Genomic DNA, 22,539 nt, shown 5'->3' with positions numbered 1-22,539 from the left:
CCGAGCCTTCGTTGTGCGTGTACCGATCAGCAAGGTTGCCGACGGCAAACACCGGCCCGACGCGAAAGCCGCCCCGGGCGCTGGTGGGGACCTGCCGCACCAGCGTCGGGTTGCGCGAGTCGGTGGCATCGACCACGTAGACGCCGTTGCCCGAGGCTCCGCCCACGTAGACGCACGGCGCCTGCCAGAAGGCCCACCACGCGCCGAAGCGCGTGTGGTCGGGCTCGGCGGTGCCGAGGGCGGCGTCATGTCGCGCAGCAGCATTGGGCGCACGTTCGTTGGTGATGTCCCAGAACTGGATGCCGCCGATCGACTGCATGACCACATAGCGGCCCGGGTAGCTGTTGCTGAAGCCGAAGCCGTGCGGTTCGCGCAGCGCGGTCACGTTGGTCTGCGACACCCGCACCGGCGCACGCAGGTTGCTCATGTCGTAGAACGCGAAGCCGCCGCCCGAGGCGCCTGAGTCGCGGCCGAAGGGCACGAAGAGGTAGCCGTTGACCATCTGCACCGTGCCGTGGCCGCGCGCGCTGCCCGACACGTCGCTGTTGAGGATGGTGATCGGCCTGAAGACCTCGTTGCTGCCGTAGCTGAGGTTGGGCGGGCCGGGCCCGTCGGCCTGCACCGGCGCGGCGAGGCCCACAAGGCCCCGCACAAGGTGAAGCCGAGCACGGCCCTGGCCAGCCGGCCGGTGGCGATTCCCGAACGCGTCATCGTTGTCTCCTCGTGGCGTCCGTTGGCGGCACCACTGTCGTTGGAACGCTTGTAGAACGTTTGTTCTACGTTTACTGTTTTCGGAATGTTTGTTTTATAGAAGCTGCCGACCAGGCTGTCAACGATTTGTCGTTCCAGCCCTTCCGAACCGAGGGAAAGCCAGGGCCGCCACCTAGAATCCGCGGCCCATGTTCAAGAACGCCCTCCTCTACCGCATCGGCTCCTGGGAGCCGCCCTCCTCCACCGAGATCGAGAAGCGCCTGCTCAATGGCCGCTTCATCGAATGTGGTGCCTCGCAACCCGAATCGGCCGGCTGGGTCGAGCCCCGCGGCGAAAAGCACAGTGCGCTGATGGAAGGCGTGGGTGGCCAGCTCATCCCTCAAGCTCTGCGTCGAGCGCAAGGCGGTGCCCAGCCAGGTCATCAAGAGCCAGCTCGAAGCCGGAGCCGACAAGATCGAAGCCCACACCGGCCGCCGCCCCAAGGGCAAGAAGGCCAAGGAGCTGAAGGAAGACATCGTGCACGGCCTGCTGCCGCGCGCCTTCCCGAAACGCTCGACGACCACGGTGTGGATCGACCCGCGTGCGCAGCTGGTGGTCGTCGGAGCCGGCAGCACGAAGGCGGCCGACCGCGTGGTCTCGCTGCTCGTGGAACTGCTCGCGAACGACAAGAAATCGGGCATCACGCTCACGCTGCTGCAGACCGAGATGTCACCGGCCATCGCGATGTCGGACTGGCTCAAGACGCGCGAGGCGCCGGCCGGTTTCAGCATCGACCGCGAATGCGAGCTGAAGCAGCCCGACAGCGAAAAGGCCACCGTGCGCTACGCACGCCACACCCTCGACATCGAAGAGGTCGGCGAGCACATCGCGCAGGGCAAGCTGCCCACGTCGCTTGCGATGACGTGGAACGGGCGTGTGTCCTTCGTGCTGACCGAGGCGCTGGCGCTGAAGAAGATCAAGCTGCTCGACGTGGCACTCGAAGGCGCCGGCGCGACAGGCCAAGGCGACGACAACGGCTTCGACACCGACGTGGCCATCACCACCGGCGAGCTGTCGCAGCTGATCCCGCAGCTGATCGACGCGCTCGGCGGCGGCTCAAGCGCGACCAGCCGCTGCCGAAGGCCGCCTGATCAGCCGTTATGGATGAACTCGAGGACGCGCTGGCGCGTCCCCGGGTCGTCGTCGAACGCGCCGTGCTCCTGGGCGGTGCTCACCGGCCCCGGCGCCGCGTGCACCTGCGTGTTGGGCAGCGCCGCACCATACGCGTCGAAGAACTTCTGCATGCCAAGGATCGGCGTGCTGCGCCCCCCTCGAACGCTTCGCTCACCAGGTACAGCAGCGAACGCCGGTAGGCGCCGCAGCTGCCGTCGTCCTGTTCGGCACGGTCGGTGAGGTGGAACTGCTGGTAGCGCTTGACCGCGCCGGTCTGAAGGTGCGGGCGCACACGCTTGTCGAAGGTGTCGATGCGCACCGCCGGGGCCATGAAGCTCACCGACTCGAAATGCATGCCCTCCTGCACCAGCCGGTCGATCATGAAGCTCGAGACGATGCTGCCGGCCGAATGGCCCACCACGTGCAGGCGCAGCTTCTTGTTGGCGGCGGCGTGCTTGAAGTGGCGGTACAGCAGCACGAGGCCGGCCTGCTCGTCGTCAGGCACGCCGTCGCGGTAGGCGCTCATCGCATCGGCGTTCTGCTTCATCTCGCCCCACAGGCGCGTGCCGGGTCGGGCCACCAGCTGCTCCAGGCGCTCGTTCCACCAGTCCTTGAGGCCGAAGCCGGCGCTGCGCGGCACCTCCTTGATCGCATCGGCAATCAGGTTGAGCAGCGTCGAGAAGAAGTCGGTCTCCCACATCAGGAAGACCGGGAAGATCTGGCGCTCGTAGAGCATGGGGATCCACTGCGCCGCGATTTCGGCCGCCTTGTTTTCACCGACGAGGCCGCCGTGGGCGTAGATGCAGACGTCGACCACGCCCTTGTCCAGGCCCCAGCGCCTGCGCGCCTCGGCCAGGTGCACGTCGACCAGCGCGCGCACGTCATCGGGCTGGGTGCGAAAGGTGCCGCTGTTGCTCAGCGCCCCGTTGTTGCCCATGTTTAGGATGAAGGGCGAGATCTCGCGGTTGCGCAGCACCTCGCTGGCGGCCAGCGACACCCGGCCCTGCTTGTCGGTGCGCAGCGTGATGCTGCGTGAGATCTCGGTGTGGTCGCGCGTGACCACGCCCAGCTGCGCCACCCAGCAGTCCATCGCGTTGCGCAGCCAATCGTCGTAGGTGAGCAGGCCATAGCCGTGCGAGCCCCACCGCCGGCCCCAGGAGTTCTGGATCAGGAAGCCGCGTTCGTTGTAGCCGACGATCGCAAACGCATGGCCGGGGTGGTCGGCCTGCCCGCCCTTGACCGGGATCTCCCACACGGTCTTGAACGAGGTCGGGCGGCGTGCCATCAGCGGCTGCTTCAGGCCGTCGTCCCAGCCGGCGTGGCAACCGGCGCTCGCGTAGAGGATGCCCACCTCGTTGAGCGCGGCGTGCATGTCTGAAAGCGAGCGGGTGTCGATGCGGTAGTAGGCGCCGAGCGGGCGCTTGACCGCGTCGAACCACCAGTCGTCCTCGATCTTCTGGCTGGCCGGGGGCATGGCCAGGTCGTCGAACAAGGCCTCGCGGCAGGCACCATGCTTGAACCAGCCCTTGAGCGCGCCGCGCAGGCTGGAGCCCTTGTCCTGCACCGAGCCTGGAAACTCGTCGTAGCGGCGCGCCATCGAGTACAGCATGAACGACGAGATGGCCGGCGTCTTCTCGCGGCCCGAGCTGCGCAGCAGGTGCTCGACCACGAGCGCAAGGCTGAAGCCGGTGCAGGCGTTGGTGTCGCCCTGGTTCTTGACCGGCAGGCCAGCCGGGGGAAGAGCGTCGCGGCCGGTGCGATACCGACCTGCGGCCGGAACGGCCGGTCACGCGCATCGGGCGGGTCGGGCCGGGCGACGCGCAGGAAGAGCTGCGTGGGCGGTGGCTTCGCTGTCGCCTTCTTCTGGGTTTTCTGCGGAGTCTTCTTCGTGGACCGCGTCGTGGCCATGGCGTCTCCTCGTGTCCCTGCGGGAGCCCGCATGGTCGAGCCGGCGGCCGGGAGGCGTCAAGCGCGCCATCCCCCCAGAACCATCAGTCCGGAACCGTCAGCCCTCGCGTCGCCGCAGGATGCGCGCCGCCATCGCGCTCGCGGCCAGCACGATCGCACCGCCGATGATGGCGTTGACCTGCATCACGCGGTCGAACGCCTCGGTGGCACCCGACAGCAGCGCCTGGCCCAGCGCCTCGGGCAGCGCCTGTGCGGCGGCCATCGCCGCCCCGAGCGTCGTCGCGGCGGTGGCTGCCGCATCCGCCGGCAGGCCGGGCGGCAGCAGATCGGCCAGCGCGGTGCGGTAGACCAACGTGCCAAGACTGCCGAAGAACGCGATGCCCATCGCGCCGCTGAACTCCGCCGCCGTCTCCGCCACGGCCGAGGCCGCGCCGGCCCGCTCGGGCGGCGCGGCGGTGATGATCATCTCGTTGCCGAGCGTGAAGACCGGTGCCATGCCGAGGCTCATCACCACGTTGCCGACGATCAGCCACGCAAGGCCGTGCTGCGCACCGGAAAAGAAGATGAACCCGAACCCTGCGGCCGCCGCCACCAGGCCCCACACGAGCACGGTCGCCGGCGCCACATGGCGCGCCAGGCGCGGGGTGAACATCGAACCCGCCACGAAGCCGAGCGCGCCCGGCACGGTGGCGATGCCCGCCTGCAGCGGCGACAGGCCCTGCACCAGTTGCAGGTACTGCGAGATGAAGATGAACACGCCGAACATCGCGAGCGCCGACAGGCCGTACGCCGTGATCGCCGCGCTGAAGGCGGCGCTGCGAAAGAGCGACATGTCCAGCAGCGGGTAGTCGAGCCGGTTCTGCCGGCGCACGAAGAACACGCCGCAGAGGACACCCACCGCCAGCCACGGCCAGGCGGCTTGGGCACCGGCAAAGCCGTGTTCGGCGATCTGCTTGAAGCCGTAGACGGTGGGCAGCACCGCGGCCAGGCACAGCGCCACGCTTGCAAGGTCGATGCGGCCGGCGTTCGGGTCCTTGTACTCGGGCAGCAGTTTCGGGCCGACGAGAAGCAGCAGCACCATCACCGGCACGGCCACGAGAAACACCGAGCCCCACCAGAAGAACTCGAGCAGCGCGCCACCCACCAGCGGCCCGATCGCCGCCCCGAGCGAAAAACTCGCGATCCACACACCGATGGCGAACTGGCGCTGGTGCTCGTCGTGGAACATGTTGCGGATGAGGGACATCGTCGACGGCGCGACCGTCGCACCCGCCAGGCCCAGCAGCGCCCGCATGGCGATCAGCATCTGCGGGCTGGTCGAGAAGGCCGCCACCAGCGAGGCCGCCGCAAAGGCCACCGCGCCGATCAGCAGCAGCTTGCGCCGCCCGATGCGGTCGCCGAGCGTGCCCATGGTGATCAGGAAGCCGGCGACGAGAAAGCCGTAGATGTCGATGATCCACAGCAGCTGCGACGCGGTCGGCCGCAGCTCTCGGCTGATGGCCGGCAGGGCCAGGTTGAGCACCGTCATGTCCATCGCGTACACGAAGCACGGCAGGGCTATGACAGCGAGGCCGGTCCACTCGCGTGGGCCGGCTCGGGCGGGGGTTTGGGTTTCGTTCATGCCTCTACGACGAACGAAACCCGCTCAGATCGACAAGGCGCCTGCTTATTTGAGCGCCTTGAAGCGCACCCGCTTGGGCCGCGCGCCTTCTTCGCCGAGGCGCTTCTTCTTGTCGGCCTCGTACTCCTGGTAGTTGCCGTCGAAGAAGACCCACTTCGAATCACCTTCGCAGGCGAGGATGTGGGTGGCGATGCGGTCGAGGAACCAGCGGTCGTGCGAGATGACCATCACCGAGCCGGCGAATTCGAGCAGCGCGTCTTCCAGCGCACGCAGGGTTTCGACGTCGAGGTCGTTCGACGGTTCGTCGAGCATCAGCACGTTGCCGCCCTGGGCCAGGGTCTTGGCCAGGTGCAGGCGGCCACGCTCACCGCCCGAGAGCGAGCCGACGAGCTTCTGCTGGTCGTTGCCCTTGAAGTTGAAGCGGCCGATATACGCACGCGAGGGCATCACGAACTTGCCGACGACGATGTTGTCGAGGCCGCCCGAGACGTCTTCCCACACGGTCTTGTCGGCGCTGAGCGATTCGCGGCTCTGGTCCACGAAGGCGAGCTTGGCCGTCGGGCCGATCTTCACCGTGCCGCTGTCGGGCTTCTCCTGCCCCGAGATCATGCGGAAGAGCGTCGATTTACCCGCGCCGTTGGGGCCGATGATGCCGACGATGGCGCCAGCCGGCACCTTGAAGCTCAGGTTGTCGATCAGCACGCGGTCGCCGAAGCTCTTGGTGACGTTCTCGAACTCGAGCACTTCATGGCCCAGGCGCTCGCCCACCGGGATGAAGATTTCGTTGGTCTCGTTGCGCTTCTGGTAGTCGACGTCGGAAAGTTCCTCGAAGCGGGCCAGACGCGCCTTGCTCTTGGCCTGGCGGCCCTTCGGGTTCTGGCGCACCCACTCCAGTTCCTTCTTCATCGCCTTCATGCGGGCGTCTTCGCTCTTTTGCTCCTGCTCCAGGCGTTGCTCCTTCTGGTCGAGCCAGGTGGAGTAGTTGCCCTTCCAGGGGATGCCCGATCCGCGGTCGAGTTCGAGAATCCACTCGGCGGCGTTGTCGAGGAAGTAGCGATCGTGGGTGATGGCCACCACGGTGCCGGGGAAGCGCTGCAGGAACTGCTCGAGCCAGTCGACGGATTCGGCGTCGAGGTGGTTGGTGGGTTCGTCGAGCAGCAGCATGTCGGGCTTGGAGAGCAGCAGGCGACACAGGGCCACGCGCCGCTTCTCACCGCCGGAGAGCTTGCCGATGCTCGCGTCCCAGGGCGGCAGGCGCAGCGCGTCGGCGGCCAGCTCGAGCTGCAGGTCGGTGTTTTCGCTGCCGGCGGCGGCGATGATGGCTTCGGCTCCGGCCTGCTCGGCGGCCAGCTTGTCGAAGTCGGCGTTCTCGTCGGCGTATTCGGCGTAGACCTGCTCCAGGCGGGCCTTGGCGGCCAGCACGCCGCCGATGCCCTCTTCCACCGCCTCGCGCACGGTCTGGTCGGGGTTGAGCTGCGGTTCCTGCGGCAGGTAGCCGATCTTGATGCCGGGCATCGGGGTGGCTTCGCCCTCGATGTCCTTGTCGACGCCGGCCATGATCTTGAGCAGGGTCGACTTGCCCGAGCCGTTCAGGCCCAGCATGCCGATCTTGGCGCCGGGGAAGAAGCTGAGCGAGATGTTCTTGAGGATCTGACGCTTCGGCGGAACGATCTTGCCGACGCGGTTCATGGTGAAGACGTACTGGGCCATGGGGAAGCTACTCGCTGGTGGAACCGGAAACCGCGGATTATCCGGGACAACCGGCCCACGCCCCCTGAAAAGCCATCAGCGTTCCTCCAGCTGCAGCGCCGCCATCCCGGTGGCCATCACGCATGCAATCGACGACCCGCTGCCCGAGCCGCGCCCATTCGTGGTCAAAGGCCGGGGATCTGCCATCCCGGTGCGAGCAGATCGAGGTGTGGGTCGCGCCGCGCTTGAGGCAGCAGCCTGCCACGATCATCGGCTGGGCCGACCGCCATGACGCACGGGTGGCGCGCGGGAAAGAGCACGGTTCCAGAGCCGTTGCCAGACGCGGCAAAAAAGCGCACTCCCGCTTTGTGGCCACGCACGATGGCAGAGGCAACGATGGTGGAGTCGATTTCGGACCCCAACGGAAGAGCGACCAGGCGGACGCCCTCCACAACCAACCAATCGATCCCAGCCGCAATGCGCGCAGGAGTGGCCATGTCTGTGGGCCCGACCACGCGTGCGGCCAGCAGCCGAGAACGCGGCACAACCCCTTGCAGGTATTGGTGCCCTTGCCCCACTAACAGCGTTGCCATGTTCGTGCCATGGATGGCGGTGTCGGCGCAAACATCTTCACATCCGACAAAGTCGCGCGTCACGATGTCGGCCCCCACCAGATCAGGGGACCGCCGATCAATCGAGCCGTCGACCAGCCCGATCAAAGACGCACCGCCACCGCTGGAAAACCAGGCGTGATCAAACGTGGCAACGTTGGGTGTGTGCCGCGCCCCTGTCGATCTTTGTCGATCAACGGCGCGTGCGAACGCGCGGCAAAGACGCGCAGCATCCATGATTTTTCGCGATGCTGCGCGCACCATCAGCCCTCGTAAACCTGCCAATCGAAATAGATGGTGTATTTGCCGCCATGCGCTTTGACCCACTTGCTCTTTTCAGAGCTTGTGCGCGTTCCGCTCGCGAACACATGGTTCAAAGACTTGATATTCGCGTAGGCAGTGACCACCGGGAAAATATCGTCCTCCCAGATCTCCGTGAAGAACTCGACCAAGGATTGAAACGCCGCCACTGCAATGGCCCCAGCGATCTTTCCCAGCTCAGGGCCCAAGGCTGATACGCCAAACTGCTCGACCAGCTCGGAAACCTTGTCTTCGGTGTATTTGAAGAGATCGCTCAGATAGCTTGGCAGGCCACCGTTGTCTCGCTCAGCAAGCACCATGGAGACGTAGTAGGTCTTCGGCCACTTGTTTCCCTCGCGCAGATTGAACGATGCAAACTTCTTGGGCGGGTTGTAGGTCTTTGAGTCGCCGTCTTCGAAGCTATTGCCGACATTGAACGCTTCCAGCTTGTGGACGTCACCTGTTTCGTCGACCTTGACGCCACCCATGCTGATCTCGTCATCACCCGACTCCGAGCCAAAAAAGCCATCCGTTTCATCGTTGCATTTCACCTTGCGAATGCGCAGCCTGAGATTGTCGAAATCTGCCTGTGGGGTGAATCCACCGTCAGCGTCGGGCTGCTTGAAGCCTTCGATGAAAAGACTCGGGTCGGCCGCAAGGCGCTTCAGATGCGCTGCATCGAGGCGCATTCCAGCGGGAATCGGGATCGTGCGCGCCATTTCGTGGATGGACTTCGTACTGTGAAGGTCAATGCTGGCGAGTTCGCCGAACTTGCGCTTGCGTGAAGCGAGAGGCGAAGCCATGAACGCCTTTGCCTTCTGCACGGCCCGCTGTTGCTTGACGGCAGGCTGCGCACGGAATCGCGAAAGTACGATCGCTTCAATCGACGATTTGTCAGCTGGCGCAACCACCTTCGACGGGTCGCCCGCCTTCGCGATCACACGATAGGTCGCCAGCCGGGCCGTGTTCGCAACGCGCTTGGCCAGGTAATCCAGCTTCGGATCCGAAAGGCCTTCAAACACACCGACACCTGTTTCACTCATGACACTCACTCCTGTTGGTAAAGGACACCTAAAAAAGCGGAAGCTCCCTTAGGGAAAGCGGATACCCGACAAGGGCTCCTGCATGTACAGACGCAGCCCGGTGCGCAAACGGCTCTCACCGATTCGAGGGGGTGGAATGGGTGACCGCCCCACCTGCCTAGAATCGCCCGCACCATGAGCGAGATCACTCTGTTGCTGGAGCAAAGCCAGGCGGGCGACGCCACGGCGCGCGATCGCCTGTTCACGCTGCTCTACGCCGATCTCAAGCGCCTGGCGCGCAGCCACCTCGCCAAATCAGGCCCCATCACGCTCGACCCGTCGTCCATCGTCCACGAGGCCTGGCTGCGCTGCGGCGATGGGCCGGCCGGCGGGAGCCGGCGCCAGTTCTTTGCCTATGCGAGCACCGTGATGCGCAGCGTGATCGTCGACCACGTGCGCGAGCGCGCAGCGCAAAAGCGCGGCGGCGGCGTGGCCGACGTCACGCTCAGCACCGCCGCATTCGAAGAGCTGCCGAACCAGCCCGATGCGCTGTCGGTCGACGAAGCACTGCAGGCGCTGGAGCGGGTCGACGTGCGTGGCCACAAGCTGGTCGAGATGCGTTACTTCGCCGGCATGACGATGGAAGAGATCGCCGAGGTGATGGAGCTGTCGGTGCCCACGCTCAAACGCGACTGGCGTCGCGCACGCGCCTTCCTGTTCGACTACCTCAGCGCCTGAGGCTCGACATGACCGTCACCGCGCCGACCACCCAAGCCTGGCGCGAAGTGCTGGCCTTGTTCGACCGCTGGGCCGATGCCGACGAGGCGGTGCGCGATGCCGAGCTGCGCCGCATCGAGGCCGAACACCCGGCGCTCTACCCACGCCTCGTCGCGATGATCGAGGCCGACCGGGCCGCCGAGGCGCGGGATTTCCTCGCCGAGGCCGCGTCGCTGCCGGGCGACACGCCGGCCGCGTCACACACCGCGGGCACGCGCCTCGGCGCCTGGGAGCTGCGCGAGCCCATCGGTGCCGGCGGCATGGGCCAGGTGTGGCTGGCCACCCGCAGCGACGGGCTCTACAGCGGCCGGGCCGCGGTGAAGCTGCTGCACGCGACGCGACTCGACGCCCAGGCGCAGGCGCGCTTCGCCCGCGAAGGCGAGTTCCTCGCCAAGCTCACGCACCCGCACATCGCCCAACTGCTCGACGCCGGCCTCGCCCCCGACGGCACACGCTACCTGGTGCTCGAATACGTGCCCGGCGAACGCATCGACCACTGGTGCGACGCCCGCAAGCTCGGCATCGAGGCGCGGCTCAGGCTCTTCATGCAGGTGTGCGAGGCGGTCGCGTATGCGCACTCGCACCTGGTGGTGCACCGCGACCTGAAGCCGGCCAACATCCTCGTCACCGACGAAGGCCATGTGAAGCTGCTCGACTTCGGCGTGGCCAAGCTGCTGGCCGATGGCGCCGACGCAGAGCAGACCGAGCTCACCCGCGCCGCACCGGCCGGGCTGACGCCGGAGTACGCGGCGCCCGAGCAGATTGAAGGCCAGCCGATCACCACCGCCACCGATGTGTATGCGCTCGGCGTGGTGCTGTTCGGCTTGTTGAGCGGCGCCCGGCCATATACGAGCACCTCCCGCGGCGTCGCGGCCCTTGCCCGCGCCATCGTCGAGGAACCCCCACGCAGCCTCACCGCCGCACTGCGCGAATCGCCCGATGGGCCAGCCTCGCGCGGCGCGAGCCTCGCCTCGCTGCAGCAGGCACTGCGCGGCGATCTCGACACCATCGTCGCCAAGGCGCTGAAGAAGACACCCGCCGAGCGCTACGCAACGGTGCAGGAGCTGCGCGAAGACCTGCAGCGGCACCTGGAGCACCAGCCGGTGAGCGCTCAGCCAGACACCTTCGGCTACCGCGCCCGCAAGTTCGCGCAACGCAACCGGGCACAGGTGGCGGTGCTGGTCGCATTGATGGCAACGCTCGTGCTGGGCATCGCGGCCACCACCTGGCAATGGCAGATCGCCACGCACGAGGCACGGCGCACGCAAGCCGTCGTGAAAGTGCTGACGGACATCTTCACCGAGCTGTCGCCCGACGAGAGCGGCAAGGCGCAGGTGCCGGTGCTGGAGGTCCTGCGCAAAGGGTGGCAGCGGGTCGAGGCCGGCTTCGGCGCCGATCCCGCGTTGCGGGCAGAGGTGGCCCGCCCTCTCGGCCTGATGCTGCAGTCCTCGGGCGACATGGCCAACGCGATTGCCGCGCTGACCCTCAGTCGCTCGCACATGCGCTCGGCGGGCCAGACGCACACGGCCGACTACCTCAAGGTGCTTCAGGCCCTCGCCTACGCCCAATCGCGCATGGGCCGTCTGGCGGAAGCCAAACCACTGCTGGAAGAGATCATCGTCACCGCCCGGGCGATGAAAGAACCGGCCGGCACCGACCCCCTCTACGCACGCATTCAACTTGGAGAGATCGCCCGCCGGGAGGGTCGCCTCGACGACGCCCGCCGCCAGCTCGCCGAAGCCGTGGAGTCGACGCGCCGGGAACTCGGCGACAACCACACCCTGCACCGGCTTGCCCTGATGGAGAGCGCCGATGTAGCGCGAGAGCTCGGCCAATGGCAAGACACCAAACGTCTGCTGGCCCTGGCCAACGCGTCGGCACAACAGGCGTCGAAGACCGAATCGCTCTTGATCAGGTTCGAAGTCGCCAAGCTGAACGTCGAGCTGGGCCAGTATCGCGAAGCATCTGCCCAGTTGCGAGGCCTGACGCGCGACATGGGCGAGCACTACGGGCCCGGCGACACCTACACGATCTACAGCGGCACCTGGCTGTCGATGGCGCTCTATCACAGCGGCGAATTCGCCGAGAGCGACGCCGTGAGCACCACCGCCTACGCGGCCGCCCAGCGCTCGGCCGAGCCCCACGTGTACCAGGCGGTGCGCAACCTGATCGCACGGCAGCTGCTGCGCCGCGGGCGCCACCTCGAAGCCGAACCACTGCTGCGAGACAACCTGCGCGACTACGAAAGCGCGGCCACCGCCGACCCGGCCGCGGCAGCGCGCACCAAGGCGCTTCTCGCGGAGTGCCTCATGCGCGCAGGCCAGCCGCAGGCAGCAGCGCAAGCCCTCGGCGACATCCTCAGGTCTCAGCAGCAGGCGCTCGGCCACCGGCATCTCGATCTGCTGCCCACCTTGGTGCTGCAGGCACTGGCACTGGACGCCAGCTCGGGGATCGTCTCGGCACGACCTCGCTACGAGGACGCCCGCGCGCTGGCGCTGCAGGCCTTGCCCGACGAACACCCCGACAGGCTGCGCGTCGCCCTCCTGCACGACCAGGCGCGCTGGCGCGCCACAGGGCAGTTGGCCGACAGGCAGGCGATGGAGGCGTCGATCAAGGCCTACGCACGTGCCTTGGCATCAAGACCCGATGCCGCCAGTTTTTCCGTTCTCTCAGACAAGCTGCTCGAAACGGGGCCGGCAGCCAAAGCCTCCCTCAAGCCCCTCCTGGCCCTCCTGGCCTATTGAAAAGGAAGACCGATGACTTCGACATTCGCCTCTCAACTCCCCCGTGTGGCCTTGGCCGCAGCCTTGTTCGCGTGCTGGGTGCCCGTCCAAGCCGCCGACGTGAAAGCCGCGCCCGCCGCCGCCAGCCAGCCCAAGGCCAAAAAGTCTCCCACCAAGAAAGCGACCGCCAAGCCCGCGGCGGGTGCCGACGCCAACACGACCAGCAACAACCCGGTCGGCAAGGCCGACGACGGCAGCAACCTCCTGGGCGGAAAGAAACCCAGCGGCCCGCGCAAACCCGAGTTGCAGCAGGCAGGCGCCACGGCCACGAGCAAGTGACCGACTGGTAAACCGCACAAGGGCCGCTTCGAGCGGCCCTTTTTCTTTTCAGGCCGTCGCCACGGCGCTCTGCCCACTAGAACGGGGCCTGCGAGCAGCGGGATCACCCCCAGTGCCATCGGCGCAGTCCGTCTGAATAATAGAAGGTTCGTCTACTAACAAATCATCTGCGTCTCGTCGCGGCCCAAGACCATGAATTTCCTGCACCTTCCCATCGCCGTTCGCTCCGCACTGGCCGGCAGCGCGGCTCTGCTGCTCGCTGCCTGCGCTTCCAGCCCGGCCCCGGCCCCCCACCCCGGCCTCGGCCGCACCAGCGCCCAAGCCGGTGGCAGCACCGGTCTCGACCGGCAGCGTCGACTACAGCAGGCCCGACACGTGGCTGTGCCGCCCCGGCCGCAACGATGTCTGCGCGCTGCCGATGAGCGTGACCACCATCACCGCCGACGGCAAGCGCAGCGTGAGCCCGCCCATCGTGGCCAACGCCAACGCGCCGATCGACTGCTTCTACGTCTACCCGACGGTGTCGAACGATCCCGGCGGCAACAGCGACATGAACGCCGGCCCCGAGGAGATCGGCGTCACCTTCGCCCAGTTCTCGCCGCTGCGCACGCAGTGCCGCCTGTTCGCACCGCTCTACCGCCAGATCACGCTGGCCGCGCTACGCAGCCGCTTCACGCCCACGCCGATGGCGATGGATGCAGCGATGGCCTATGGCGACGTGGTGGCCGCCTGGAAGCACTACCTCGCCCACGACAACAAGGGCCGCGGCGTGGTGCTGATCGGCCATTCGCAGGGCTCGCGCATGATCACCGAGCTGGTGGCCAAGGAGATCGAAGGCAAGCCGGTGCACCAGCAGCTGATCTCGGTGATGCCCATCGGCGCCAACCTCAACGTGCCCAAGGGGCAGGACGTGGGCTCCGCCTTCAAGTCGACGCCGCTGTGCCGCAGCGCCAGCCAGACGGGCTGCGCGGTCTCGTATGTCTCGTTCCGCGCCAACACGCCGCCGCCACAAGGCTCGCTCTTCGGCCGTGCCACGGGCAACGACAGCGTGGCCTGCAACAACCCCGCGGCACTCGCCGGCGGTGCCGCACAACCGAAGGCCTGGTTCTCCAAGCGCGCCGACGTGAGCGTGGCCACCGGCACCGGCACGCCCAGGTGGCAGGCGCTGGTGGCCTCGGTCGACACGCCCTTCTTCGCGCTGCCCGGCCTCGTCACCACGCAGTGCAAGAGCGATGCGAACGGCAGCTACCTCGCGATGACCGTCAACCCCGACGCCCGCACCGACGACATCGGCGGCGACGTGGTGGTGGGCGGCAAGGTGGTCGACACCTGGGGCCTGCACCTGATCGACGTGAGCCTGGCCATCGGCGACATCGTCGACCTGGTGGGCACGCAGGGCAAGGCCTACCTGGCCAAGACGAAGTAGGCCCACCTGGGCCGGCGCCGTATCGCTCAGATGAAGAACTGCGAGACCTTCTGCGACCAGGCGTTGAAGCTGTCACCACCGTTCGCGGAGTGCGTACCGTAGACGGCGAAGTCGCCGCCGAAGGCGTAGAGGTCGAGCTTGTTGCCCGCCGCGTCGCAGGCAAGCGACGGGGCCGAGGTGAAGGTTCCGTCCCGCACCGCGTCCCAGTGCGCGAGCCAGTGGCTGCCGCCGTCGTCGCTGCGGTTGCGCCACAGGCAGCGGTCGGTGCCTCGGCCCACCACATGCACCCGCTGGCCATCGCCCCCCGTGGCCAGCGCCGGGCCTGAAGTGAAGAGGCCCTTGCCCACCGACTGCCAGTGGGGCAGGAAGCTGCTGCCGCTGTTGATCGACAGGTTGTGCCACATGCGCCAGTCGGTGCCGCGTGCCGCCACGTGCACGGTGGAGCCGGAGGCCGAGGTGGCGATGGCCGGGGCCGAGGTGAACACCCCTTGGCCGATGGGCGTCCAGTCGGTCCAGCTGGTGCCGCCATCCTGCGAGCGGGTGCGCCACATGTGGCCGTCGGTGCCGATGCCCACGGCGTGCACGATGTGGCCGTTGTCGCTGCAGGCGATGGCCGCGCCGGTGACGAAGACGCCGGCCCGGATCGACTGCCAGCCTGTCCAGGTGGTGCCGCCGTTGGTTGACTTGGTGAACCAAGCCTTGTTGTCGAGCCCGCGGCCGATGAGGTAGAGCGTCTGCCCGTTGCTCGATGCCGCGGCGCCCAGGCCCGAGTTGACCAGCGCCCCGCCGAAATCGCCCGCAGCCTGCCAGCTCACGCCGCCGTTGGTGGAGCGGTAGCGCAGGATGCGGCCGTCATGCCGCCGTGCGAAGAGCATCAACGTCGCGCCGGCCTGAGTGATGGCCGGCATCGGGTGGGCGCATTCGATGAGCTCGGGGCTGCCGGCGCCGAAGAGCGCGGCCCAGTGGGTGTCCATCGCGTACATCGTTTCGTGCATCTCGTTCACCGCGGGCGTGCCGAGCGTGCCTTCGATGTTCGACATCGCCGCAACGCCCAGCTTCTGGGGCAGGTGCAGCTTCAAGTGCGAATAACTCACATGGTTGTGGCCGTTGTGGTCGATCACGGCCTCGGCCGAGCCGGGGTTCGACGAGGCAAAGGCACCGGGCACGTGGTGCGAGTGCGGCGTCACCTGGTGCGTCTGCATCGTGCTGCGTGTGTGCGCGGTGAAGACCTGCGGGTCGTTGCGCAGGTGCTCCAGCATGAACTTGGCCATGTCGGCCGCCGAGCTGCAGACCGCACCCACCGGCGTGCGGCAACCCCAGCTGTAGCCGGGCAGGTGCGTGGCACCGTCGGGGCTGGCCGCGCCCGTCTCTTCGTTGAAGGTGTGCTGCCATGGGCCGTCGAGCGCGCCGGGCGACATCACCCCGAAGCCCGAGTTGGTCATGCCGAGCGGCGTGAAGAGGTGTTGCTTCACCAGGTCCTCGTAGGTCTGGCCGGTCTTCTTCTCGGCCATGCTCGCGGCGATGATCGCGCCACCGCCGTACTCGAAGCCGCTGCCAGGGGGCCAGAAGCTCGGCGCATCAAGCACCGCGGCCAGCGAGTACCTGCGGCGGCGATCCTTGAGGTGTTCCTTGTGCATCTGCAGGACGGTGTACGCCTTCCAGTCCTCGCCTTCGTCGTGCTTCGGCTGGTAGGGCATGCCCGAGGTGTGGACCATCAGTTGCTCGACCGTCACGTTCTTGTAGCCATCCCGCGCGTTCGGCAGCACCCACAGCTCGGGCAGCACGTCGCCCAGGCGGCTCGACCACTGCAGGCCGCCCACGCCGTCCTGGATGAGCTTGGCCATCAAGTTGCCGGTGATCACCTTGCTGATGGAGCCGAGGTTGAACTTGTCGGTGGGCTGGACGGCGTTGCCCGCGCCTGAGGCGCCGAGTTTGCGCACGCCCTGCTGGGCGCTGACCATCGTGGCGCCGTTGCGCACCATGGCCGCAGCCAGGGCGGGCACCCCGCATTCGGCGATGGTCTCGCGCAGTTTCTGTTCGAGGAATTGCTTGGCTTTGGCGCTCATGTCGTGTCTCTCCTGGGTGATGCGGCGGTGAATTCCGCCTCAACCACGGGGCGGCTTGCCTGGAAAGACGCGAACGGCGGCACGGAAGGATCACGCACCCCACGTTCCCGGGGGCTGCCGCGGGCGGTGCGCGGCCTGGCGGAGGTTTGGCAGCAGCGCCGAGCGTGCTGAAGAACGCCGCCGCGTGGTGGATCCTGTCGCTCACCGCGCTCTACTTCATGGCGATCTTCATCGTGTGGTCGTACATCGCGCCGGTGCTGCAGGCGCTCTTCCCGATGTCGGGTGAGCGCCTGTCGGCCACGCTCATGCTCTTCGGCGTGGCCGGCGTCGTGGGCACGCTGCTCGGCGGCTGGGCCAACGACCGCATCGGTCCGCGCAAGACGCTCTTGGCGCAGTTGGTGCTGATGACCGGCACGATGACGCTGGTGCCGTACACGCAAGGCCACTACGCCTCGATGCTCGCCACCTTCATGCTGTGGACCGTCGCCCGTTTCGGGATGATGGCGCCTCAGCAGACGCGCCCGGCCGTGCTCTCGCCTTCGCAGGCGCCACTGCTCTTCTCGCTCAACAGCTCGATGGTCTACGTGAGCACCGCGCTCGGCGCCGCGCTGGGCGGTGCGATGTCGACGGTGTTGGGCATGCAACACCTCGCGTGGCTGAGCGTGCCGCTCGGCCTTCTGGGCATGGCCACCGTGTGGATCAGGGCACGGCCCTCGTCGCCACAAGGCCACATGACACCGGCCTGAAACACATGCGCGGCTAGAATGCCGGCACCGTCGCAGTCCCAGTCACTGCGCCGCTGTCAGTTCTGACATGAGCGACAGGGCCATTCGTAGCGATGCCCCGCTCCCCTCCCCCTCTGCCTGCGACTGGCGCTCGCTTCCCGAGCGACAGGCCGATCGTTCTTCTGGAACCCCATGTCTTTTGATTCCCTCGGCCTCGCCGAGCCGCTGCTGCGTGCCGTGCACGAACAGGGCTACACCACCCCCACCCCCATCCAGGCACAAGCCATTCCCGTCGTGCTGCAAGGCGGCGACCTCCTCGGCGGCGCACAGACTGGCACCGGCAAGACCGCCGGCTTCACGCTGCCGCTCCTGCACCGCCTGATGCAGAAGCCCGCGGTGCGCGATGCACGCGGCCGCCTGCCCATCCGCGCGCTGATCCTCACCCCCACCCGCGAACTCGCGGCGCAGGTCGAGGAAAGCGTGCGCAACTACGGCAAGCACACCAAGCTGACCTCGATGGTGATGTTCGGCGGCGTGGGCATGCAGCCGCAGATCGACAAGCTGAAGAAGGGTGTCGACATCCTCGTCGCCACCCCCGGCCGCCTGCTCGACCATGCGCAGCAGCGCACGCTCGACTTGAGCCACATCGAGATCTTCGTGCTCGACGAAGCCGACCGCATGCTCGACATGGGCTTCATCCACGACATCAAGAAGGTGCTGGCCCTCCTGCCGCAACAGAAGCAGAGCCTGCTCTTCTCGGCCACCTTCAGCGACGAGATCAAGGCCCTGGCCGACCGCCTGCTCAACAAGCCGGCACTGGTGGAAGTGGCCCGCCGCAACCAGACCAACGACGCCATCGCGCAGAAGGTGCACCCGGTCGGCCGCGAGATGAAGAAAGAGCTGCTCGCGCACCTGATCAAAGAGAACGACTGGCACCAGGTGCTGGTCTTCACGCGCATGAAGCACGGTGCGAACCGCCTCGTCGAATACCTGCTGAAGCAGGACATCAGCGCGATGGCCATCCACGGCAACAAGAGCCAGAGCGCGCGCACCAAGGCACTCGCCGACTTCAAGAGCGGCGACCTGCAGGTGCTGGTGGCAACCGACATCGCCGCACGCGGCATCGACATCGACCAGTTGCCCCACGTCGTGAACTTCGAGCTGCCCAACGTGCCTGAGGACTACGTGCACCGCATCGGCCGCACCGGCCGCGCGGGCGCGCAGGGCGAGGCGGTGTCGCTGGTGTGCGTGGATGAAAACATCTTCCTGCGCGACATCGAGAAACTCATCAAGCGCGAGATCCCGAAGGAGATCGTGCCCGGCTTCGAGCCGCCTTCGCACGAGAAGCCCGAGCCCATCGTGCTCGGCCGCATGACGATCGGCGAAGGCGTCAAGCGGGGAGGGCATCGCCATGCTGGCGGGGGCGGCAGCTCGCGCGGGGGCCACGGCGGCGGCGGTGGCCGGCCCGCCCAGGGTCGCTCGGAACAGAAACCGGCGCCGCGTGGCCCTTCGCAGGGGCAGGCCCCGGCGCGCACGAGCGGCCCGTCCAGCCACCCGCCGCGGCACGCGCCGTCGGGCGGCGGCCGTGCGCCGGCCGCCAAGCCGCAAGGGCCCCGGCCGGAGCCGCGCCGCGAAGGCTCGGGCAAGCCCCAGCCGCGCCTGACGCAACCCAAGCGCTGAGCGCCATGGCCTCCTCGCCCGGCACCTCCCGCAGCGCACTGATCGCAGGCGCCACCGGGCTCGTCGGGCGGGAACTGCTGCCGATGCTGCTGGCCTCGCCGCAGTACGTGCAGGTCCATGCGCTGCTGCGTCGCGCGCTGCCCGAGCGGACGTCGGCGGGCAAGTTGCACACCCGGGTGGTCGACTTCGCCCGGCTCCCGGCCCTGCCGCCGGTCGACGACGTGTTCATCACACTCGGCACCACGATCAAGGTGGCCGGCTCGCAGGCCGCGTTTCGTGCAGTCGACTTCGACGCGGTGGTCAACACCGCCCGGGCCGCCCGTGAGGCCGGCGCAACGCGCCTGGGCGTTGTCTCGGCGCTCGGTGCAAACGCGCGCTCGAGCGTGTTCTACAACCGCGTCAAAGGCGAAATGCAGGACGCGGTGGCGGCCCTCGGTTTCGAGAGCGTCGTCATCGTGCAGCCCTCGCTGCTGGTCGGTGACCGCGAGAAGCTCGGCCAGCCCGCCCGCCCAGGCGAGGTTTGGGGTGCCCGGCTCCTCGGCTGGCTGCCGCGCAGCGTGCGGCCGATCCCGGCGCCTCAGGTCGCCCGCGCGCTGCTGCGCGAGGTCGCCCGGGGCGAAGCCGGCGTGCGGGTATTGCGGTCCGGGCAGCTTTATTGAGTTGAGCCGACACCGCCGGCGCCTGGCCCAGTTGTCACAAAGGTTTCCCGGCGGAGCGCAAAAGCCCCCTGCCGCTTGCAGGTTGTCGCCCACACTCCGGCGCATGCGCTAAAAACGGAGCCTTTCTGCAGTAACCGTGGAGTAAGTCACATGCGCACCCCTTGGCACACCACCTGGCAGGGCCCGGATCTCGTCGTCTTCCGCGACGACACCGAAGTCGACCGCTTCCCCGCCGCACAGGTCGAGCGTGTGGTGTTCGTCTACCGCGGCCACGGCGACACGCCGGGCGACCTGATCTACGCCGTGGTCGAGCTGCCCGACGAATACGTGCTGCTGCCCGCCGAGACCGGCTTTGCTGGCCGGGTGAACTTCGAGCGCCTGAACTTCTGGGCCGAGAAGCAGTGCATCTACTGGGTGCCCGAGGGCAAGGCATCGCTGCCCGCCCGCCTGCGCCGCAGTGTCTGGCTGTTGCGCCCGGGCGCGCCGTCGTACACCCGCGTGCCGCGCAGTGAGCTGCAAGGCCGCATCGAGCAGTGGCCGCTCGAAGGGCCGCAGACCTGGGAGCAGCGCAAGTGGTTGCGCATCGCCAACAGCCGGCCGTTTGCCGGCCTCAACCCGCTGACACAACCCGGCGAGCTGACCGAGCACCCGCCGACACGGCGCCGGGCCTGACGCGGCGGCAGGCGGGCAAACCCACCCTGGCAACAAAAAACCCGGCCTTGGCCGGGTTTCCTGTTTGAGCACGAGACGCTCAGCTGGCCGAAGCCGCCTTCTTGGCAGCCTTGGCCTTCTTGGCCTTGGCCTTCTTCTCGGCCTTGGCGGCAGCCGGCTTGGCTTCCTTCGCAGGCGCGGGGGCCGAAGCGGCTTGGGCGAAAGCGCCCATCGAGAAAGTGGCGGCGACCAGGGCGGCGATGATCTTGTTCACGGGTAGTCCTTTGCAAAAGGGTGGAGAGCGTCTTGCTCCCGGGGCACAACGCCGCCTTGCAAGCCCTCGTTGACGGCTCAGGAAAATAAATGCGCGAAGCGGGCGTTCAGCGGATGGGCGAGCGCTTCGTCCAGGCGCAGCACCGGCGTCACGCAGCAGTCCACAGTCTCGAAGAGCGCCACCCAGTGCGCGAGCGGCTGGCTCTTGAAGCGCTGCACCAGCCGGGCCCTCAGCGCGATGGCCTCGGGCCCGCCCACCGCCTGCCCGAGCGACCAGTGCTGCTGCGCCCAGCCGGGCTCGCCGAGCGTCTGGCACAGGCGCTGCCAGAAGGGCAGCTCCAGCGCGCCCACCGCGAGGTGGCGCGCGTCGGCCGTGGCATAGACGCCGTAGCACGGCGCACCACCCGAGAGCAAGTCGCGCCCCTGCGGGGGCGCACGGCCGGTGCGCGCGACGGCCATGCCGGCGAGCACGTGGTGGCGCAGCACCTCGTGCGTCATCGACACGTCTACGAAGCGGCCCTGCCCCCTGCGCTGCACGCCCAGCAGCGCCGCGAGGATGCCCTGCACCGCGGCCTGCGTGCCACCCATCAGGTCGCCGATCTGGAAGTTGGGCGTGATGACCTCGCCCTCGTGCGTGGCAAGTTGCTCCAGCACGCCGGCCATCGCGACGTAGTTCAGGTCGTGCCCCGCGCGGTGCGCCCAGGCGCTGTGCTGGCCATAGCCACTGATGGCACACATCACGAGGCGCGGATAGCGCGCGTGCAGCTCGGTCCAGCCGACGCCCAGGCGGTCCATCACGCCGGGCCGGAAGCCTTCGACCAGCACGTCGGCGTCCTGCAGCAGCGTGTGCAGGCCGGCCACACCCTCGGGTGTGCGCAGGTCGAGGCGGTGCAGCGTCTTGCCGGCGTTGAGGTGGCGGAACATCAGACCGGGCTCGCCGCGCGAGCGCTCGGCCTCGGTGCGCCCCAGGTGGCGGGCCCCGTCGTCCTGGCCTTGCTCGGCCGGGCCTTCGACCTTGTGCACCTCGGCGCCCAGTTCGCGCAGGTGCTGCGTGGCCAGGGGGCCGGGCAGCAGGCGCGTCAGGTCGACGACACGGATGCCGGCCAGCGGCAGCGCACCGGCTGCCGCCGGGTCACTCAAAGCGCCCTTCCCGCATCCACTTGGTCGCGACCCACTTCTCGCCGGCCAACACCGGCGCGCCGCCGTGCAGCGTGCGCGTCATCGGGTGCGGGCGGTCGTAGCTGAAGAAGACCGCGTTGCCCTTGATCGGCGCGACCTCGACGTGCACGTCGGGGAAGGTGGTGCCACCTCCGCCCTCGGGCGTGTTGAGGTAGGTCACGACGGTGCCCACACGCTGGCCGCCGCGCTTGAGGATGGTGGGCGTGCCGGGCTGTGCGGGGTCGAAGTAGTCGTAGTGCGGCTTGTATTCGGCGCCCGGGCGGTAGCGCAGGATCTGCAGGCCTTCGCCGTTCTCGACCGGCCAGTTGAGCAGCTTGGCGATGCGCGTTTCGATGCGCGCGCACAGGCCATGCTCGCCGCGGCCGAAGAACATGCCGTCGCTCGTGCGCGCAGTGTTGACCTCGCTGCCGCCGGTGGTGGTGACGACCGTCTCGGAGCGTGCGAGCCGGGGCTTGGCGAGTTTCGATGAGCTGGTCGCACTCTTCATGCGAGAGCAGGTTGCCGAAGACGATGACCCGCGGGTTGCGCATGGCCATCAGGATCTGCACCTCGTGGCCGTCGACGACGATCGAGGGCGGCGAGCCGAGCAGGTCGGGCTCGGGCACCGGCACGGGTGCGGGCAGGTTGTTGGCCTTGGCGTGTTCCTTGAGGAAACCGGACAAGGTGTCTTCCAGCGCGGCCAGCGCCACGTCTTCCTGCCAACCGCTGGCCATCATCGATTTGAGGACGTCATCGGGCGGGCGGCCCGCCTTGGCCTGGTCGATGATCCACTGGCGCAGCTCGGGGGTCACGGCTTGTGCACTCATGCACGGATTCTGCCGGATGACGCCGCCATACCGCTGCAAAAGACCGAGTGGCCGTCGTCGGAAAGACGCCGCGAAGCCAGTGGGCCCGCACATCGCATGAGGGAAATTCCCTCGTGCGATCTCGAATGAAGTGTGGAATTCGCCTCTTGTTCAGTTATTCACGATCGACAGAATCGGTTACCCATCGCGGCTCTTTTTCCGTTATCCCCTCTTTCCACCCA

At 67.7% G+C, this 22,539-nt stretch carries 17 protein-coding genes and 3 pseudogenes; 10 read left to right on the top strand and 10 right to left on the bottom strand.

Annotated elements, in window-relative coordinates; all coding sequences use genetic code 11:
- Nucleotides 1–652, bottom strand: a 652-nt coding sequence (locus tag LRS03_RS26320) for an LVIVD repeat-containing protein (protein ID WP_489739924.1), incomplete at its 3' end; no start/stop codon positions are given.
- Between the two features lie 247 nt (nucleotides 653–899).
- Between LRS03_RS26320 and rdgC the strand changes: the two are divergent.
- A pseudogene (gene rdgC / locus LRS03_RS26315) lies at nucleotides 900–1,028 on the top strand (recombination-associated protein RdgC); the annotation flags it as partial.
- A gap of 46 nt (nucleotides 1,029–1,074) precedes the next feature.
- Nucleotides 1,075–2,103 (top strand): recombination-associated protein RdgC, encoded by a 1,029-nt coding sequence (locus LRS03_RS26310; RefSeq protein ID WP_257829327.1) that lies wholly within the window; start codon nucleotides 1,075–1,077, stop codon nucleotides 2,101–2,103.
- A gap of 922 nt (nucleotides 2,104–3,025) precedes the next feature.
- On the opposite strand, the pseudogene LRS03_RS26980 reads toward LRS03_RS26310, so the two are convergent.
- The 5 genes and pseudogenes from LRS03_RS26980 to LRS03_RS26290 all read right to left on the bottom strand — a co-directional run.
- Nucleotides 3,026–3,148: pseudogene (locus LRS03_RS26980) on the bottom strand (hypothetical protein); the annotation flags it as partial.
- Nucleotides 3,149–3,868: 720 nt separating this feature from the next.
- A complete protein-coding gene (locus tag LRS03_RS26305) occupies nucleotides 3,869–5,392 on the bottom strand; it encodes an MFS transporter (protein ID WP_257823285.1) in 1,524 nt (507 codons plus the stop codon).
- A 45-nt stretch (nucleotides 5,393–5,437) separates the two neighbouring features.
- Entirely contained in the window at nucleotides 5,438–7,102 is a 1,665-nt protein-coding gene (ettA, locus tag LRS03_RS26300; RefSeq protein ID WP_257829326.1) for an energy-dependent translational throttle protein EttA, read from the bottom strand.
- Between the two features lie 164 nt (nucleotides 7,103–7,266).
- On the bottom strand, nucleotides 7,267–7,956 hold the full coding sequence (locus tag LRS03_RS26295) for a S8 family peptidase (RefSeq protein ID WP_257829324.1): 690 nt from the start codon (nucleotides 7,954–7,956) through the stop codon (nucleotides 7,267–7,269).
- Entirely contained in the window at nucleotides 7,956–9,035 is a 1,080-nt protein-coding gene (locus LRS03_RS26290) for a hypothetical protein (protein ID WP_257823283.1), read from the bottom strand. The genes LRS03_RS26295 and LRS03_RS26290 overlap by 1 nt, the downstream gene beginning before the upstream one ends.
- A gap of 174 nt (nucleotides 9,036–9,209) precedes the next feature.
- On the opposite strand from LRS03_RS26290, the gene LRS03_RS26285 reads away from it, so the two are divergent.
- From LRS03_RS26285 to LRS03_RS26270, 4 genes are all read left to right on the top strand, one after another.
- A complete protein-coding gene (locus tag LRS03_RS26285) occupies nucleotides 9,210–9,752 on the top strand; it encodes an ECF-type sigma factor (protein ID WP_257823282.1) in 543 nt (180 codons plus the stop codon).
- Between the two features lie 8 nt (nucleotides 9,753–9,760).
- Nucleotides 9,761–12,535 carry a serine/threonine-protein kinase gene (locus LRS03_RS26280; RefSeq protein WP_257829321.1) on the top strand — a complete coding sequence of 925 codons (2,775 nt, stop codon included), beginning with the start codon at nucleotides 9,761–9,763 and terminating at the stop codon, nucleotides 12,533–12,535.
- Between the two features lie 12 nt (nucleotides 12,536–12,547).
- Nucleotides 12,548–12,853 (top strand): hypothetical protein, encoded by a 306-nt coding sequence (locus tag LRS03_RS26275; protein ID WP_257829319.1) that lies wholly within the window; start codon nucleotides 12,548–12,550, stop codon nucleotides 12,851–12,853.
- 325 nt (nucleotides 12,854–13,178) lie between these two features.
- Nucleotides 13,179–14,279, top strand: coding sequence for a DUF3089 domain-containing protein (locus LRS03_RS26270; RefSeq protein ID WP_257829316.1), 1,101 nt, complete (start codon nucleotides 13,179–13,181; stop codon nucleotides 14,277–14,279).
- Between the two features lie 26 nt (nucleotides 14,280–14,305).
- On the opposite strand, the gene LRS03_RS26265 is transcribed toward LRS03_RS26270, so the two are convergent.
- On the bottom strand, nucleotides 14,306–16,345 hold the full coding sequence (locus LRS03_RS26265) for a serine hydrolase (protein ID WP_257823278.1): 2,040 nt from the start codon (nucleotides 16,343–16,345) through the stop codon (nucleotides 14,306–14,308).
- A 164-nt stretch (nucleotides 16,346–16,509) separates the two neighbouring features.
- Between LRS03_RS26265 and LRS03_RS26260 the strand changes: the two genes are divergently transcribed.
- From LRS03_RS26260 to LRS03_RS26245, 4 genes are all read left to right on the top strand, one after another.
- Nucleotides 16,510–17,091: an MFS transporter gene (locus LRS03_RS26260; RefSeq protein WP_257823277.1), complete on the top strand. Its 582-nt coding sequence runs from the start codon at nucleotides 16,510–16,512 to the stop codon at nucleotides 17,089–17,091.
- Nucleotides 17,092–17,262: 171 nt separating this feature from the next.
- The gene (locus LRS03_RS26255) at nucleotides 17,263–18,750 is read left to right on the top strand and encodes a DEAD/DEAH box helicase (RefSeq protein WP_257829314.1); all 1,488 of its coding nucleotides are present in this window, start codon (nucleotides 17,263–17,265) and stop codon (nucleotides 18,748–18,750) included.
- Between the two features lie 5 nt (nucleotides 18,751–18,755).
- Nucleotides 18,756–19,409 carry an NAD(P)H-binding protein gene (locus tag LRS03_RS26250; RefSeq protein ID WP_257829311.1) on the top strand — a complete coding sequence of 218 codons (654 nt, stop codon included), beginning with the start codon at nucleotides 18,756–18,758 and terminating at the stop codon, nucleotides 19,407–19,409.
- A 150-nt stretch (nucleotides 19,410–19,559) separates the two neighbouring features.
- Nucleotides 19,560–20,081 (top strand): hypothetical protein, encoded by a 522-nt coding sequence (locus tag LRS03_RS26245; RefSeq protein ID WP_257829308.1) that lies wholly within the window; start codon nucleotides 19,560–19,562, stop codon nucleotides 20,079–20,081.
- Between the two features lie 79 nt (nucleotides 20,082–20,160).
- Here LRS03_RS26245 and LRS03_RS26240 read toward each other — a convergent pair whose 3' ends face one another.
- From LRS03_RS26240 to LRS03_RS26230, 3 genes and pseudogenes are all read right to left on the bottom strand, one after another.
- The gene (locus LRS03_RS26240) at nucleotides 20,161–20,334 is read right to left on the bottom strand and encodes a hypothetical protein (RefSeq protein WP_257829306.1); all 174 of its coding nucleotides are present in this window, start codon (nucleotides 20,332–20,334) and stop codon (nucleotides 20,161–20,163) included.
- Between the two features lie 77 nt (nucleotides 20,335–20,411).
- Complete coding sequence (locus LRS03_RS26235; RefSeq protein ID WP_257829303.1) at nucleotides 20,412–21,473, bottom strand: CaiB/BaiF CoA transferase family protein; 1,062 nt, start codon at nucleotides 21,471–21,473, stop codon at nucleotides 20,412–20,414.
- Nucleotides 21,466–22,318 (bottom strand): annotated as a pseudogene (locus tag LRS03_RS26230) (2OG-Fe(II) oxygenase). The gene LRS03_RS26235 and the pseudogene LRS03_RS26230 overlap by 8 nt, the downstream one beginning before the upstream one ends.
- Nucleotides 22,319–22,539 lie beyond the last annotated feature (221 nt).

It is taken from the genome of Rhizobacter sp. J219 (genome assembly GCF_024700055.1).
GTDB lineage: Bacteria > Pseudomonadota > Gammaproteobacteria > Burkholderiales > Burkholderiaceae_C > Rhizobacter.
This window is presented reverse-complemented; position numbering and strand designations above follow the sequence as displayed.